This window comes from Corallococcus sp. CA041A, assembly GCF_003612075.1.
GTDB lineage: Bacteria > Myxococcota > Myxococcia > Myxococcales > Myxococcaceae > Corallococcus > Corallococcus exiguus.
On sequence record NZ_RAWF01000247.1, the window covers coordinates 1 to 15,032 of the forward strand.

At 70.3% G+C, this 15,032-nt stretch carries 13 protein-coding genes; 6 read left to right on the forward strand and 7 right to left on the reverse strand.

Annotated features, from left to right (window positions below; all coding sequences use genetic code 11):
• The 3 genes from D7V77_RS32825 to D7V77_RS32835 all read right to left on the reverse strand — a co-directional run.
• A partial coding sequence (locus D7V77_RS32825; RefSeq protein WP_120580221.1) for a MaoC family dehydratase occupies positions 1-516 on the reverse strand: 516 nt, incomplete at its 3' end.
• Positions 516-965: a MaoC family dehydratase N-terminal domain-containing protein gene (locus tag D7V77_RS32830; protein WP_014397671.1), complete on the reverse strand. Its 450-nt coding sequence runs from the start codon at positions 963-965 to the stop codon at positions 516-518. The genes D7V77_RS32830 and D7V77_RS32825, both read right to left, overlap by 1 nt.
• Positions 966-985: 20 nt before the next feature.
• Positions 986-1,987 carry a dihydrodipicolinate reductase gene (locus tag D7V77_RS32835; RefSeq protein ID WP_120580222.1) on the reverse strand — a complete coding sequence of 334 codons (1,002 nt, stop codon included), beginning with the start codon at positions 1,985-1,987 and terminating at the stop codon, positions 986-988.
• 246 nt (positions 1,988-2,233) lie between these two features.
• Between D7V77_RS32835 and D7V77_RS32840 the strand changes: the two genes are divergently transcribed.
• Positions 2,234-3,355 carry an HD domain-containing phosphohydrolase gene (locus D7V77_RS32840; protein WP_120580223.1) on the forward strand — a complete coding sequence of 374 codons (1,122 nt, stop codon included), beginning with the start codon at positions 2,234-2,236 and terminating at the stop codon, positions 3,353-3,355.
• 17 nt (positions 3,356-3,372) lie between these two features.
• On the opposite strand, the gene D7V77_RS32845 is transcribed toward D7V77_RS32840, so the two are convergent.
• On the reverse strand, positions 3,373-5,427 hold the full coding sequence (locus D7V77_RS32845; RefSeq protein WP_368666219.1) for a peptidylprolyl isomerase: 2,055 nt from the start codon (positions 5,425-5,427) through the stop codon (positions 3,373-3,375).
• A 444-nt stretch (positions 5,428-5,871) separates the two neighbouring features.
• Between D7V77_RS32845 and D7V77_RS32850 the strand changes: the two genes are divergently transcribed.
• From D7V77_RS32850 to D7V77_RS32865, 4 genes are all read left to right on the forward strand, one after another.
• Positions 5,872-6,540 (forward strand): hypothetical protein, encoded by a 669-nt coding sequence (locus tag D7V77_RS32850; RefSeq protein WP_120580225.1) that lies wholly within the window; start codon positions 5,872-5,874, stop codon positions 6,538-6,540.
• 56 nt (positions 6,541-6,596) lie between these two features.
• Positions 6,597-7,532, forward strand: coding sequence for a MoxR family ATPase (locus D7V77_RS32855; protein ID WP_120580226.1), 936 nt, complete (start codon positions 6,597-6,599; stop codon positions 7,530-7,532).
• Positions 7,529-8,854 carry a DUF58 domain-containing protein gene (locus tag D7V77_RS32860; protein WP_120580227.1) on the forward strand — a complete coding sequence of 442 codons (1,326 nt, stop codon included), beginning with the start codon at positions 7,529-7,531 and terminating at the stop codon, positions 8,852-8,854. Before D7V77_RS32855 ends, D7V77_RS32860 begins: the two co-directional genes overlap by 4 nt.
• Before the next feature lie 242 nt (positions 8,855-9,096).
• Positions 9,097-11,817, forward strand: coding sequence for an SNF2-related protein (locus tag D7V77_RS32865; protein WP_233597378.1), 2,721 nt, complete (start codon positions 9,097-9,099; stop codon positions 11,815-11,817).
• A gap of 6 nt (positions 11,818-11,823) precedes the next feature.
• Here D7V77_RS32865 and D7V77_RS32870 read toward each other — a convergent pair whose 3' ends face one another.
• Genes D7V77_RS32870 through D7V77_RS32880 form a run of 3 tightly spaced genes read right to left on the reverse strand, consistent with a single transcriptional unit; the run spans position 11,824 to position 13,515 of the window.
• Positions 11,824-12,174 carry a Smr/MutS family protein gene (locus D7V77_RS32870; protein WP_120565617.1) on the reverse strand — a complete coding sequence of 117 codons (351 nt, stop codon included), beginning with the start codon at positions 12,172-12,174 and terminating at the stop codon, positions 11,824-11,826.
• Positions 12,107-12,418, reverse strand: a complete 312-nt coding sequence (locus D7V77_RS32875) for a hypothetical protein (RefSeq protein WP_126934629.1) — start codon at positions 12,416-12,418, stop codon at positions 12,107-12,109. Before D7V77_RS32875 ends, D7V77_RS32870 begins: the two co-directional genes overlap by 68 nt.
• Before the next feature lie 38 nt (positions 12,419-12,456).
• A complete protein-coding gene (locus tag D7V77_RS32880) occupies positions 12,457-13,515 on the reverse strand; it encodes a DUF72 domain-containing protein (RefSeq protein ID WP_120580230.1) in 1,059 nt (352 codons plus the stop codon).
• A 286-nt stretch (positions 13,516-13,801) separates the two neighbouring features.
• On the opposite strand from D7V77_RS32880, the gene D7V77_RS32885 reads away from it, so the two are divergent.
• Complete coding sequence (locus D7V77_RS32885; RefSeq protein ID WP_158624539.1) at positions 13,802-14,725, forward strand: LuxR C-terminal-related transcriptional regulator; 924 nt, start codon at positions 13,802-13,804, stop codon at positions 14,723-14,725.
• Positions 14,726-15,032 lie beyond the last annotated feature (307 nt).

The following is a 15,032-nucleotide window of genomic DNA, read 5'->3' on the forward strand; positions in this document are numbered from 1 at the left end:
GGCGGGGGCCGGGACGACCAGGCTCTCGCGGGGCACTTCCACCACGATGGGGGACTGGCCGGAGCGCTGCCGGTTCTCGTCCTCCAGGGAGTAGAAGAGCTGGATCTGCGAGCCGCCCTTCATGACGAGCTCGCCCTTCTGGTTCTCCGCCCAGAGGTCGATTTCGACGAAGTACCGGCCGCCGGAGCCGTGGCGGTCGCTCACGCGGCCCTTGCAGACCACGGTGTCGCCCGGCCACACCATCTTGATGAAGCGGACGTTGTAGCGCCGCAGCTGGCCGCCGCGGGCCCAGTCGCTGATGAGCTGGCCCAACATGCCCATGACGAGCATGCCGGGGGCGTAGACGGACGGCATGCCCACGCTCTTGGCGTAGAGCTCGTCCACGTGCACGGGGTTGTAGTCGCCGGAGGCGCCCGCGTAGCGCGACAGCTGGACGCGGTCCACCGGGGCCTTGGCCAACGCCGGCAGCTCGTCACCGACGCGGATGGATTCGAAGTAGAGCTTGCGCGCGGGCATCAGGCGTTCTCCTTGGCGGCACGCACCACGAGGGTCCGGCGGGCGCGGAAGACGAGGTTGCCCTCTTCGTCCCGGCCTTCGTCCTCGATGACCGCGATGTCCATCTTGCCGGACATGCCCGGCCGCTCGAAGACGTCCGACACGCGGGTGGACACGTAGATGCGGTCCCCCGCGAAGATGGGCCGCTCGTAGTCGAAGCCCTGTTCGGCGTGCAGCAGGCTCTTGATGCCCACCCCCAACAGCTCCCGGAGGTCCGCGGCGGAATGGAACGACGCGGGGAACGTGGGCGGCGCGACGATGGTGGGGTAGCCCGAGGCCCGGGCGTACTCCTCATCGTAGTAGATGGGATTGTAGTCGCCGATTGCCTCGGCGAAGCGCCGGATGGCGCCCTTCTCCACCTCGTTGAGCGTCGGCGGCGAGGCGCGGCCAATCGCGTTCTTGTCCAGCATTTCCCTCTCCTGATGAACCTTCAGCGACCTGACGGAAGCTCGAGCACCGTCAGGAGCCCGGCCTCCGCGGCCGTCAAACGTGGCGCGGCATTCACCAGCGCGTTCGCGGTGGCCCGGTCGCCCGCCACTCCCCCCGGTATCTCAAGCACCAGCCTGGGGTCCGCGTCGATCTCGATGCGATCCCGTGGGTTGTCCGCCCCTACCGCGATGGTCAGCTCCAGGCGGACCCGCTCCTGCCCCTCCTCCAAACCCACCACGGACTGGAACATGCCCGCGACGCGGCCTTTCTTCACGACAAATGCGCCGCCGGTGATGTCCTCCTCGGCGAACACGGGCGCGACCTCCTCCTCGAAGTCGTCGCAGTCCAGCCCCAGCCCCACCGCCGCCAGCGCCGCGGACTCCACCAGCCCCACGTGGCCCAGCTCCTCGCGGTCCACCAGGTCGAAGAACTCCTCCTCCGTCAGGCCCGCGCCCACCTTGCGCTGCAGGGCCTCACGGCGCGTGCGCGCGTCCACCACGCGGCTGGCCAGCACCTTGCGCACGGGGCCGCACACCTGACCGGCGGTGGCCACCAGGCGGTCCAGGACGAAGCCCGGGTTCACGCCCGTGCCCACGATGGCGACGCCCGCCTTCTCCGCGGCGCGCTCCAGCTTCTCCGCCAGCTCCGGGTACTTGAGGTGCGGGAACGCCAGCTCCTCGCAGGTGCTGGCCACCGGCAGGCCCAGCTTCAGCGCGTCCAGCAGCTGGTCCATCACCTGGGAGAGCCGCGAGCTGGTGGCGTGCAGCACCACCACGCCCTTGCGGCGCCCCACGGCGCGCTCCAGCGAGTCCGCGACCTTGAAGCGCGGCCCGGCCAGTCCCAGCACGTCGCCCAGGGGACGACCCACCAGGGAGGGCTGCGAGTCCACCGCGCCCATCAACTCCACTTCGGTGGACGACAGGGCTGCCCTGGCAATCTCCTGCCCGATAAACCCCAGCCCCATCACCACCACCGGCACCGGCCCATCAGGGGCTCTAGCCATCGGAGATTGCTCCCGAATTCCAAGGGGTTACAGCCATTTACGTTGGGTAGGCGGCCACCATAGAACACGGCTCGACGGGCAGGCAAGCAGGACGTGGAATCCAGCGACCACCGGTTTCAGGGAAACCTCAAGAATTCCAGTAGTTTGGCGGTACTGGAAAGCTTGGGGGGGCCTGTCTGGCCGTCTGTGGACCGGCTATAAGAGTCTGAGAAAAACGCAGCCCACTCGCTCGGAGCGTATCAGCCCATGGCCCGAATCCTCGTGGTGGACGACGACGTGCTCATCCTCGCCGCGCTGTCCCGGATCCTCCAGGCGGAGGGTTACGAGGTCGTGACACACAGCGACCCGGTGGTGGCGGCGCGGGAGCAGGGATTCGACGTCGTCCTCACGGACTTCATGATGCCGTACCTCAACGGCATCGAGCTGTTGTCAGCGCTCCGGGAGAAGAACCCTCGCGCGGTGCGGCTGATGCTGACGGCGGCGGCGGACTTCAAGACGGCGTCGGAGGCGGTGAACCGGGGCGAGGTCTTCCGGCTCCTGGGCAAGCCGTGGTCGCTGAGCGACCTGACCAGCAGCATCCGGCAGGCCTTCGAGCACCACCGGCTGGTGGCCACCAACGAGCGGCTGACACGCGAGGTCGCGGAGAAGAACGCGGAGCTCCTGGCCATCAACGAGGGACTGGAGCGCCGGGTCATCGAGCGCACCACGGGGCTTCTGGACGGGCTCATCAGCGCGCTGGACTACCGCGACACGGAGACGCAGTGGCACTCGCGGCGCGTGTCGCTGTACGCGCGGCGGCTGGCGCAGGAGATCGGCCTCACCGGACCGGCGCTGGACGTGGTGGAGCAGGGCGCGCTCCTGCACGACATCGGGAAGATTGGCGTGCGGGACTCCATCCTGCTCAAGCCCGGGCCGCTCACGCCGGAGGAATGGGTGGAGATGAAGCTGCACCCGGAGTTCGGCTACCGGATGCTGGCGAAGATGCCCTACCTGCACGAGGCGGCGCTCATCGTCCTGCAGCACCAGGAGCGCTGGGACGGCAAGGGCTACCCGCTGGGGCTCAAGGGCGAGGAGATCGTCATCGGGGCGCGCATCTTCTGCCTCGTGGACACGCTGGACGCCATCACCTCCGACCGGCCCTATCGCAAGGGGCGCCCCATGAGCGTGGCGCGCGACGAGGTCCGCCGCTGCGCTGGCACGCAGTTCGACCCGATGCTCGCGGAGGCGTTCCTCGGCCTGCCGGAGACGGAGTGGGCCCGCATCCGCCGTGAGGTGGAGACGATGGAGGAAGCGGAGAGCCACCGCTGGACGGGCGCGAACCTCAACGCCCAGGGCGAGCCGGTGCCCGCGCGCGCCGCCGGGGCCTGACGCGCGAGGGTCCTGCTTCAGGGGGCGCGGAAGCCAACGATGACCTCGTCGATGATCGTGCCCTCCAGCAGCGCGTCCACCACGTCCATGCCTTGAATCACTTCACCAAAGGCCGTGTAGCGGCCGTCCAGGTGCGGCTGCGGTGAGTGGGTGAAGAAGAACTGGCTGCCGCCAGTGTCCTTGCCCGACAGCGCCATCCCCACGGTGCCTCGCGCATACGGGCGGCGCGTCATCTCGCAGCGGATGGAATAGCCAGGCCCACCCTCCCCGTCTCCGCGCGGGTCTCCGCCCTGCGCGACGAAGTCCGGCACCACGCGGTGGAAGGTGATGCCCCGGAAGTAGCCCTGCTTCGCGAGCGCCATCAGGTTGCCGCCCGTAAGCGGCGCATCCGGATCCAACAGGACGGTGATGTCGCCCTTGCGCGTGCGCAGCGTGAGCGTCGTGCCCGGGGGCGCGGCCGGCGGACGGTACGTCTCCGGAGGCAGCTCCACGCGGGGAGAGCGGACCGGCGCTCCCGTGAGCGTGGTGAGGGACTCGGCCGCGATCCGGCGCACGTTGGCGTGTGGATGGGTCAGCCATTCGCGCAGGCGGGGTTCCGCCGCGAGGCCCTTCAACACGACGAGCGCGCCGGCCACCGCCTCCGCCAGGTCCGGCTCCTTGGGGACGCGGTCGGCCAGGGCCTCCAGCGCGGGCAGGGCTTCGGCGTCCTTCAGCTTGCCGGCGGCGGACGCGGCCAGTCCCGCCACCACCGCGTCCCCTCCTCCGATGAGCGCGCGAATGGGCGCCAGCGCTTCGGGCACGGGGCGTTCAGCGAGTGCGTCCAGCGCGGCGCCGCGCACGATGGGGCTCACGTGGTCCAGGTAGGGCACCGCGAACGCAGCGCCGGTGGGCTGCCCCTTGAACTGCGCCACCTCGTGCAGTCCCAGCGCGAGCCATCGGGCTTCGGGGACGCGGCCGTAGCCGCACTGGAGGACCTGCTCCAGAGTGCCCAGCTGTCGGTCCATCGCCGCCGCGAACCGGCAGTCCAGCCAGGCGAGGTCCGTGTGGGCTTCGTCGGACACGGCGGTGCGGTCTGCTTCCGCCAGCGCACTCCTCATGCGCGACAACACCGGCCGGCCCTGGAGCGGAAGTCCCTGCTGCGCCACCGCCAGCAACACGTGGCCTTTCGCCGCCTTCCCCTCCGCCACCTGCTTCGCCAGGTGCGACTGGCCTTCCAGTGCGCTCAGCGGGGCACAGGGTGAGCCGGCCTCGCACTTCGCGGCGAGCTTCGCCAGCGCACGCGCCACCTCCGCCGACGCGCGGGACGTGGCTTCGCCCAACATCAGGTTCAGCGCCAGCGCGTCCCGCGGGCTGCCCAGGTCGCCCAGGCTCTTCACGCACGGGGCCATCACATCCGGTATCGAATTGGCAACGCAGGAGCGGAGCGCATCCACGCCGTCCAGCCGCTTCGACGCAGCCAGAAGGTACGCCCCGGCGACGTTCACTTCGCTCCGCAAGCGGGGATCCAGCAGCGCGCGGATCGTCTCCAGGGGGACGTTCGCCACGGCCGCGGGTCCGGCCTTGCGCGCAGCCACGCCCAACGCCGTCGCCGCCGCCTCGGACCAGGGGCCATTGGCCGGAGACAGCCGGGCCGTCAGCACCTCCACGGCGCCAGGCGTGGCCAGCTTGCCCAGGGACTCCAGCAGCGTGTCGTGCACCCGGGCGTAGGCTTCCGAGGCCTCGGCGCGCACCAGCGCTTCCGTGAGCGCCGTCCGTGCGGCCTCCGGAAGCGGCTCCCACGACTGCGCCAGCTCACCCGCCGCGAAGGCGGCCTCGTCGCGCACGGCAGTGCGCCGCGCCGTCAGCCCGGCGAGGACGGCCTCCAGCGTCTCCACGTCCTGGATCCGCGCCAGGGCCCGGAGGGCGCGCACGCGCACGGCCCAATCCGGCGCGGAGGTGGCGAACCGCACCAGGTCCCCGCCTCCCAGGGAGCGGCGGTCCTCCCAGTCCTGGATCTGCGCGATGGCCTTCGAGGGCTCGACCGGGGGCGGAGGCACGTCGGGCGTCGGCACCGAGCGGACACAGGCGCTCACGAGGAGGAAACCGGCGGACACTGCGGCGGGCAGGCGGGCCATGCTCGAACGGGCTAGGTCAATTCCCCGCGAAAATCCAGGGGTTATGGCGCTGAACGGGTTTGACAGCCGCGCGCTGGGGCCGGGAAGATATCGGGCCGTTTCCCCCCTCCCGGAGCACCGGCCCTGAACTGCCCAGGCTGTAATCGCAAGGTCGCGGAAGACACCGCCATCTGCCCCCACTGCGACCACATCATCGACGAGTCCTTCCTCGGGGGAGCCGGGGATGAGGGGGACTCTGGCGGCGATGACGAGAGCACCGGAGTCCGGCCGCCGCCGCGCTCGCGGCCCCCTCCGGCCCGCGCCGCTCCGGAGCCTCGCGCACGCCCTGCCCCGGCCCGCGCCAGGACGGGCGCCCGCCCCGCCGCGCCGCCGCCGAGCGACGACGCCACCAACGTGCGGAGCATGGACGACATCGCCCGGGAGAAGGCCCAACGTGCCGCTCCTCCCGCCCGGGGCGGTGGCGCCGCCAAGGCCGCTCCCGCCCGTGCGTCGGCCCGCCGCGCCCCGGCGCCCGCTCCCGTCGAGGAGGATGAGGACGACGCCGGCGACGCGGTGGCGGATCCCTGGTCCCGCGAGGCCCGTGAGCTGGAGTCCTCTCGCTCGCCCATCGATGATCCGGAGGTGCTGCTGGACGACGCGCGCTCGTTCCTGGGCGAGCTGCAAGGCGGCGACCGCATCGCGTTCTGGGGCGCGGCGCTGGTGGTGCTCTCCTGCTTCATTCCGTGGAAGGAGACGGCGGAGGGCGGCGACTTCCTGGGCCTCATCAGCCTGGGGTTCATCTCCTTCATCTTCGCCGTCGCGACCATGGTCTTCGTGGGCCTGCGGGCGCGGGAGGTGATGACCTGGGTGAACCCCATGCTGCCGTGGGGCGCGCAGATGGTCTGCAGCGTGGTGACCCTCGTCTGGTCGCTGGTGTTCCTGAAGCTCTCCTCGGACACCACCCTCGTGCCGTCGCCCATGGGCAACGCGGAGATGATGAACTCGTCGCCGAGCATCGGCTGTTTCCTGGGCATCCTCGGCGGCGTCATCGCGGTGCTGGGCACCCTGATGGGCCTGAAGCGCCAGGAGTAGGCCCGAGGATTTCGCTGCCGCGCCGGACGTGAGGCGGGCTACCGTCGCCCGCCACCATGTCCGACGCCACGCCCCTCTCCCGCCTCCTCGACGCGCTGGGCTCGGCCGTCGTGGGCCAGCCCCGCGTGCTGGCCGACCTGGTGACGGCCTTCCTCGCGCGCGGCCACGTGCTGCTGGAGGGCGTGCCCGGGGTCGCCAAGACGCTCACCGCGCGCAGCATGGCGGGGGCGCTGGGCCTGTCCTTCTCCCGCGTGCAGTTCACCCCGGACCTGATGCCCGCGGACATCCTGGGCACCAACGTCTTCCAGCCGCAGGAGCAGACCTTCCGCCTGATGAAGGGCCCCGTCTTCACGGAGGTCCTGGTCGCGGATGAAATCAACCGCACGCCGCCCAAGACGCAGGCGGCGCTCCTGGAGGCCATGGAGGAGCGGCAGGTCACCATCGACGGCGTCACCCACGCGCTGCCGCCGCACTTCTTCGTCGTCGCCACGCAGAACCCGCTGGAGCTGGAGGGCACCTATCCCCTCCCCGAGGCGCAGCTGGATCGCTTCCTCATGCGCGTGCGCGTGGGCTACCCGGACGGCGACGCCGAAACCTCGCTCCTGCGCGCCTTCCACCAGCGCGAGGGCCGGCCACCCGCCGTGTCCCGCGTGCTGGACGCTGCAACGCTGATGGAGCTGCAGGACCGCGCCGCGCGCGTCGCGTGTGACGACTCCATCCTCCAGTACGTGGTGCAGCTCGTGCGCGACACCCGTGCACACCCCCGCGTGCGGCTGGGCGCGAGCCCCCGCGCCGCGCAGGCCCTGCTCGCGGCGTCCAAGGCGCACGCGGCGCTCCGGGGCACCGACTTCGTCACGCCTGATGACGTGAAGTCCGTCACGCCCAGCGTCCTCAACCACCGCCTCCTGCTCAAGGCCGAGGCGGAGGTGGAGGGCGTCACCGCGGACGACGTGCTGAGGCAGATGCTCGAACGGGTGCGAGTGCCCCGGTGAGCCTCGGGCGCCCCGTCCCCAGCGGCCTCGCCGTGGCGCTGTTCGCCGGAGCGCTGGTGCCCGCCGCGCTCGCGGTGGCGAGCCCCGCCTTCGGATGGCTGGCACTCGCGGTGGACGTGGCCGTCCTGCTCCTGTGCGCGGTGGACTTCCTGCGCGCGCCGCATGCCCGTGACGTCGACGCACGCCGCGAGGTGGAGCCCATCCTCTCCTCCGGCGTGGACAACACCGTGCGCTGGGAGCTGCGTTCGCGAACGGACAGGCCCGTGCGCGGTGAGCTGCGCGACGAGCCGCCCCTGGACGTGGAGAGCCACGGCCACCGTCAGCCCTTCACGCTGGAGCCGGGAGACACCACGCGGCTGACGTACCGCGTGCACCCTCCCTCCCGGGGCGACGCGCGCTTCGGTGACGTGAACCTGCGCCTGATGGGGCCCCTGGGCCTGTGCTCGCGGCAGGTGCGGCTGCCCGCGGGCCAGGACGTGAAGGTGTATCCGGACCTCCGCGCCCTCTCTCGCGAAGCACTGACGCTGGCGCGCGCATCGGAGGCCGTGTCCGCGCGCACGCTCCTGCGCAAGTCCGTGGAGGGCCGCGAGTTCGAATCGCTGCGCGAGTACCGCCCCGGCGACGACTACCGGCACATCGACTGGAAGTCCTCCGCGCGCCACGGCCACACGCTGGTGCGCACGTGGCAGCCGGAGCGCAACCAGCCGGTGCTGTTGCTCCTGGACTGCGGCCGTCACATGGCGGGCCGGGTGCAGGGGCGCCGGAAGCTGGACCACGCGGTGGACGCGGCGCTGCGGCTGGCCCGCGTGAGCCTGGACGCGGGCGACGTCGTGGGCGTGCTCGCGTTCGCCAGCGACGTGCGCACCTTCCTGCCCCCGCGCAAGGGCGCGGAGCACCTGCGCCTCATCACCGAGTCCCTCTACCGCGCGGAGGCCGGCCTGGAGGAGAGCGACTACGGCCGCGCGTTCGACTTCGCCTTCGCCCGCCAGACGCGCCGCGCGCTGGTGGTGCTCTTCACCGACCTGGTGGATCCAGACGCGTCCTCCGCGCTCCTCACGCGCACACTGGCCCTGCGCCCCCGGCACCTGCCCGTCGTCGCGTCGCTGCTGGACGAGGACCTGGAGGCCGCCGCCACCGACGTGCCCGGCGACGCGACGTCCGCCTACGCGCGGCAGGCCGCCTCCCGCATGGAGTCCGAGTACCGCCGCACCGCCACCACGCTGCGTGACGCGGGAGCGCTGGTGGTGCGCGCACCGGCACGCGGATTCGGCGCCGCTGCACTCAACGTGTACCTGGACGTGAAGGCGCGCGGGCGGCTCTGAGCGCTCACGACGCATTCGTCAAGCCCTTTGAGACATTCCAACGCTCGCGCGCGCATGTGTCGTTCCGCCGAACACCATGCTTGCCAATCGCGCGGAGGCCGAGTTTTCGGCCTCGGGGAGGACCCCCTTTACAGATGGCGATCGCTGCCCACAATGGCGCGCCTCAACTGTTCGCGCGCACGCGCGCACGCTCCAAACCGGACGGGAGGCGGGACTTGGCGGAGGTAGCGAGGGGTTTGAAGCTGGAAGTGGAAGCAGACGCCGCGGCCATCGCGGCCCGTGCCGCGGAGGAGCTGGTGGAGGCGGGGCTGACGCCCTTCCACGAGCGGCTCCTCGCCGAGGAGTTGCTCGCGCGCAGCGGTGACACGCAGCAGCGGCTGGCGAACGCGCTGGCCGAAGCGAAGGTGGACCTCAACCCGCATCAGGTCGAAGCGGCGATGTTCGCGCTGGACGCGCTGTCGCGCGGCGGCTGCATGCTCGCGGACGAGGTGGGCCTGGGGAAGACCATCGAGGCGGGCCTCGTCATCGCCCAGCTCATGGCGGAGGGAAAGAACCGCATCCTCATCCTCGCCCCCGCCGTGCTGCGCGCGCAGTGGAACGCCGAATTGCGCGAGAAGTTCGACCTGGACAGCGTCCTCGTCGACGGCCGCGACGTGAAGAAGCACAACAACTGCTTCGATCAGCCCTTCCCCGTCATCTGCTCGCACCCGTTCGCGGCGAACCGCTCCGCGCTCGTGTCAGAGATTCCGTGGGACCTGATCATCATCGATGAGGCCCACCGGCTCCGGAACGCGCACCGGCCCAACAACAAGACGGGCCAGGCGCTGCGCGCGTCGCTCGCGGGCCGCCCCAAGCTGCTGCTCACCGCCACCCCGCTCCAGAACGACCTGATGGAGCTGTTCGGCCTGATGTCGCTCTTGGACGAGCAGATCCTGGGCCCCGAGCACGCCTTCCGCAGCCGCTACCGCGCCGACGAGGGCGGCGGCATGACGGAGGCCGCCGCGTGCGAGCTCAAGGAGCGGCTGGCCCCGGTGGTGCAACGCACGCTGCGCCGTCAGGTGCGCGAGTACGTGCGCTACACCAACCGCCGCAGCATCGTGGAGGACTTCCTCCCCTCCCCCGAGGAGCACGACCTCTACGAGAAGGTCAGTGAGTACCTGCAGCGCTCGGAGGCCGCGGCCATCGAGCCGGGCAAGAAGACGCTCCTGACGCTGTGCTACCGCAAGCTGCTGGCCTCCTCCACGTTCGCCATCGCGCCCACGCTGCGGCGGCTGTCTGAGAACCTGGAGAAGCGCCTGTCGGCCGCGCGGCTGGGACAGCAGGCCCTGTCGCTCTTCGAGCCGGAAGAGGCCAAGCAGTTCGTGGAGGAAGGCGAGGAGTGGTCCGACGACCCCGCCAAGGCGCCCCAGGTCCGCACGCTGGAGCAGGAGGTCTGGGAGCTGCGTCAGTACGCGGACCTCGCGGACTCCATCCGCATCAACGCCAAGGGTGAGGCGCTCAAGCGCGCCCTGGACCGCACCTTCGCGGTGATGCGCACGCACTCCTGGCCGGAGAAGGCGCTCATCTTCACGGAGTCCAAGCGCACGCAGCAGTACCTCTTCAGGCTGCTGTCGGAGCACGGCTACAAGGACAAGATTTCGCTCCTGTCCGGCGACGCCGGCGGCACGCCCGAGGAGCGCCGGGCGCTGGTGGAGGAGTTCCGCCACAAGACGCAGATCCTCATCTGCACGGAGGCCGGTGCCGAAGGCCTCAACCTCCAGTTCTGCAACCTGGTGGTGAACTACGATTTGCCGTGGAACCCGCAGCGCGTGGAGCAGCGCATCGGCCGGTGCCACCGCTACGGCCAGCAGCGCGACGTGCTGGTGGTGAACTTCCTCAACCGGCAGAACGCGGCGGACGCGCGCCTGTTCGAGCTGCTGGAGAAGAAGCTCAACCTCTTCGACGGCGTGTTCGGCGCGTCCGACGAAATCCTGGGCGCGCTGGAGAGCGGCGTCGACTTCGAGCGTCGCGTGCTGGACATCTACCAGTCCTGCCGCGACCCGAAGGACATCAACGTCGCCTTCGACAAGCTGCGCGAGGAGCTGGAGGGCACCATCAACCAGCGCATGACGTCGATGCGCTCGGTGGTGCTGGAGCGCTTCGACGGCGACGTGCGCCGCCGGCTGCGCGTGGCGGGAGACGCGGCCAAGGAGGTCGTGGCCAAGCGCCAGCAGGAGGCGAAGGCGCTCACCGGCTCCGTGCTGGGCAGCCGCACCTCCGGACGGCTCCAGGTGGCCAAGGCCGCCTACGCGGTGCGCGACCGCACCCAGGACACCGTCAGCTACCTGCAGCTGGACGCCGCGGGGCTCCCCTCACGGCTGGCGCGGCTGGCCGGCGGCGAGGGCTGGTGGTTCGTCTACAAGTTCGAGACGACGGGCCTCAAGCCGGAGGAGAAGCTGGTCCACCTGGTGCTGGTGAAGGACCGGGACGGCGGCTTCCGCGCCCTGCCGCTGACGGACGGTGTCCACTTCACGAAGCTCGACGCCAAGGAAGAGAAGCGCCGGCAGCCCGCGCCGGTGTCGGTCCAGCTCATGCAAGAGCAGTCGCTCATGACCGCCAAGGATGAGCTGATTCGGGCAGCGGAGCGGCGCAACGCGTTGGAGCTGGACAAGGCCAAGGAGCGCGCGGACCGCTACGTCGAGGACTGCCTGATGGAGTCCCGCGAGGTGGTGGAGTCCGCCCGTCAGGCGTGGTTCGACGCGCGCAAGGAAGTCTCCGGCATCGAGGACGTCGCGGAGCGCGCGAAGGCCCGGGCGCACTCGGACCGGCAGGAGCGCGACTACCGCCGCAAGCTGGCGTCGCTGCGCAACGAGGAGGAGAAGCGCTACGCCTCCAAGGACCGGCAGATGGCGGAGCTGGCCAACAAGGCGCGCGTGACGGAGAAGCGCACCCTCATCGCCTCCGCGTACTTCTGGCTGTCCTGAGCCCCGTCACAGGGGCTTGAGCCGCACCCACGTCGCGCCCCAACCTCCGTCCGCTTCGGAGGCTGTCTGGAAGCCTTCCACTTCCGGCAACGTGGGCAGCAGGGACTGCACGGTGCGCCTCAGCGCGCCCGTGCCCTTGCCGTGGATGATGCGCACGTCGAGCACGCCCTTCTGGCGGCAGGCCCAGAGGTACTCGGTGACGAGTTCCTTCACCTCGCGAGGCTGGAAGAGATGCAGGTCGAGGTTTCCATCGACCGGAATTTCTACTGCTCCCAGCTCGCCTCCCAGCTCATCTGGCGTGGGCGGAGGCTCCGGACCCTCCGGCGGCAGGGGCGGGAGTGGCTTTCGGCGTGACACCGTAGCGTGCCTCCTCCTGGCGCTGCTTCTCCTCGGCCGCCAGGCGCTGACGCTCGCGCGCCAGCCGGAACTCTTCCTTGAGGCTGGTGATCTCCCCCTTGAGCGAGGTGATGTCCTCCTTCACCGCTCGCGGGTGGCTTTCGCCAGCCGGGTCGTGATGGTTGCCCGCACGCTTGCCCTCCGAGCCGGCTCCACCGGAGGCGGTCATCTGCATCAACAGCGCGGCCAGGGTCATCACCATCATGAGCATTCACGTAAGCAAGCGCCGTGCTCGCGCGCAAGTCATGTTGCGTGAACGGCGCCTCTCTGGCCGCCCTCCTCCTTGTGTGACACGACGCGTTCCGCGAGCCGGACGGCGGACAGCGGGGCGCTGCCTTCCGCCTTGTTGTTGATGGTCACGAAGACGGGACGGTCGCGCCGCACCGCCGCCATGCACACACGGGCCAGCACGTCGCGGGTGCCCACGTCCTCGTCCACCAGCCGGTTGAACGGCGCGTAGCGGGCGTAGGCCTCCTCGTAGCCGAGGTTCGGCGGAAGCATCCATCGCACCACCACGGCGCGGGCCTCGAACGCGCGCGTGAGCTTCGCCTGCCGCGCGACGGGCGGCATGTGGGCCCATACCGCGAGCACCGGGCTCACGCCCGTGTCCGCGAGCGCTTGCGCGAAGCCCTCCGTGAGCAGCTCCTCGTTGCGCACCTCCACCGCGTACAGCGGCCCCCGGGGCAGCGCGGAGAAGAACGCGTGCAGCCGCTCCACGAAGCGGCCCGCGCCACCCAGCGCCGCGGGGTCCTGCGGTGGGAACTGGAAGACGAGCGGTCCGGCCTTGTCGCCCAGCCCTTCCAGGAACGGCGCCACCACGTGGTCCACGGCGTAGGCCGCCTGGAGGAAGCGCTCGTTCACCTGCCCCCGGTGCGCGCCATAGCGCTCGTGCACGGGGAAGCGCGCCAACGTGCAGGCCTCGTGGGCCTTCACCAGGAAGCGGAAGCCGTCCGGCACCTGCTGCGCGTACTCAGCGAAGGTCGTGGCTGGCACCGGTGCGTAGAACGTCCGGTCGATGCCGACCGTGCGCAGCACCGGGTGGTGCGCGTAGGCAGCCAGGCCCTCGCGCGCCAGCTGGGTCGTGCTGGCCTCATGGTCGTAGACGAGCCCGTTCCAACCCGGGAAGGTCCATGACGACGTGCCCAGGTAGACACCGCGCGGGAGCTGCTCGCCCAACATGCGCAGGCTGTCGGACGGCTCGGCGGGTCCCACCGGCTGGGTCCTGCGCCGCGACGACGCGGGTGGCTCCTCCACCGCGCCGGTGAAGAGGTCGAACTGCGCGGGTCGTCGCGGTGCGCTCATGCGTGCAGCTCCTCTCCCACGGTGGGGACGGCGGGGAAGCCCTGGGAGTAATCCCCGAGCCCAGGTGATGCAGCAGGTTGCCCCGATTCAGGGAGACGTTCCAGGTTTCCGGCACGCTCCCCAGGCGGACGACCACACACGGACAGTCCCCCCTCAATCACCACGGTATGTGATTGGACCTTTGTCCAAATGCAAACGCAGTCACTTCGCTGTAAGCTATTTAAACCAAGGAATTCAGCACTACCTATGTAAAACTTGGACTGGATTGCAACGGCCGGGGGGCCTCATGGACTGGTCGTTGACCGCATCGCTGCTCGCGGAGCGGGACACACGCCCCATCGTCGTGATGGACCGGCGCGGCCGCATCGAGCTGGCGAACGGCGCGTTCACGTCGCTCCTGGGCCGGCCCCGCGAGGAGTTGTTGGGGCGCCGCTGGACGGATGTCTGCACGCCGAGCGAGCACGGACGCGAGGTGGGACAAGCGCTGCGGGCCATCTTCACCAGCGCCGAGACGCGGATGGAGACAGAGGTGCTCACGCGCGACGGCGAGCGGCTGCCGGTGGAGCTGGACGTGGCCGCCGTGGGCCGCCCTCCCCTGCGGCTGGTGGCCATCGTCACGCGCACCGCTCCGCCCCTCTTCGTCCCCGAGCGCACCTTCGTCCCGGAGCCGGCCCGGGACCACGGGCCTCGCCGGGACCTGAGCTACGAAATCTCCACCGAGCTGTCGTCATTCGGGACGATCAAGGCGGTGTGGACGTCCGGGGAGGCGCGGCAGGAGGAGCTGGTGGGCCGGCCGTGCTTCGGCGCCTTCGCGCACCGCGACGCGCCCTGCCTGGACTGCCCGCTGACGATGGCCGCGCCTACCTCCTGGCCGCACACCATCGTGCGGCAGGCTTCCGAGCATGCGGAGGGCTACGAGGTCGTCACCGCCACGCCCACGGGCGCTGACACCGCGCGTGTCAGCGTCCACACCATCGGTGATGAAACACTCAGCGGCCTCTTCGAGGCGAAGGTGCGGCGCATGGCCAACGCCGCGCGGCTGTCCGAGCGGGAAGGCGATGTGTTGCGATATCTCGCGCTCGGCCGCTCGCCGACCGACATCTCGACCGTGTTAGGGATTACCGAGCGCACTGTGAAATTCCACCAGGCCAACCTGCTCCGGAAGCTGGGCGCGGAGACGCGATACGACCTGCTCCGCCTGTTCTTCTGATCAGGGCGCCTTCCCTCTGGGACAGCTTTCAGGCCGTTGACTTTGGAGGATGCTGGGACTTCGACTCCGGAGTCTTGTGGGTCGGGGGGGCCGTTGCCTATGGGCAGCGCCAGTCAAATCCGTCTCATCAAACACATACAGCCTGTGTGGACTTCCGTCCGGAAGCGTCCTGTCCGTGGGCATCCGCTTCCGGTTTAGCCGCCACTCCCGAGGGAAGCCTCACGTTTCCGCCGTTCGCGCTCTCGGCGCTGCTGGCGTGAGCGGGCCGTCACCTCGGCGATGAGCAGGATGCGCTCCTCCAACTGCT

Coding starts and splice junctions, on each gene's coding strand:
- D7V77_RS32830 (WP_014397671.1), bottom strand. CDS start 965: ATGCTGGACAAGAACGCGATTGGCCGCGCCTCGCCGCCGACGCTCAAC.
- D7V77_RS32835 (WP_120580222.1), bottom strand. CDS start 1,987: ATGGCTAGAGCCCCTGATGGGCCGGTGCCGGTGGTGGTGATGGGGCTG.
- D7V77_RS32840 (WP_120580223.1), top strand. CDS start 2,234: ATGGCCCGAATCCTCGTGGTGGACGACGACGTGCTCATCCTCGCCGCG.
- D7V77_RS32850 (WP_120580225.1), top strand. CDS start 5,872: ATGGACGACATCGCCCGGGAGAAGGCCCAACGTGCCGCTCCTCCCGCC.
- D7V77_RS32855 (WP_120580226.1), top strand. CDS start 6,597: ATGTCCGACGCCACGCCCCTCTCCCGCCTCCTCGACGCGCTGGGCTCG.
- D7V77_RS32875 (WP_126934629.1), bottom strand. CDS start 12,418: ATGATGGTGATGACCCTGGCCGCGCTGTTGATGCAGATGACCGCCTCC.
- D7V77_RS32880 (WP_120580230.1), bottom strand. CDS start 13,515: ATGAGCGCACCGCGACGACCCGCGCAGTTCGACCTCTTCACCGGCGCG.
- D7V77_RS32885 (WP_158624539.1), top strand. CDS start 13,802: ATGGACTGGTCGTTGACCGCATCGCTGCTCGCGGAGCGGGACACACGC.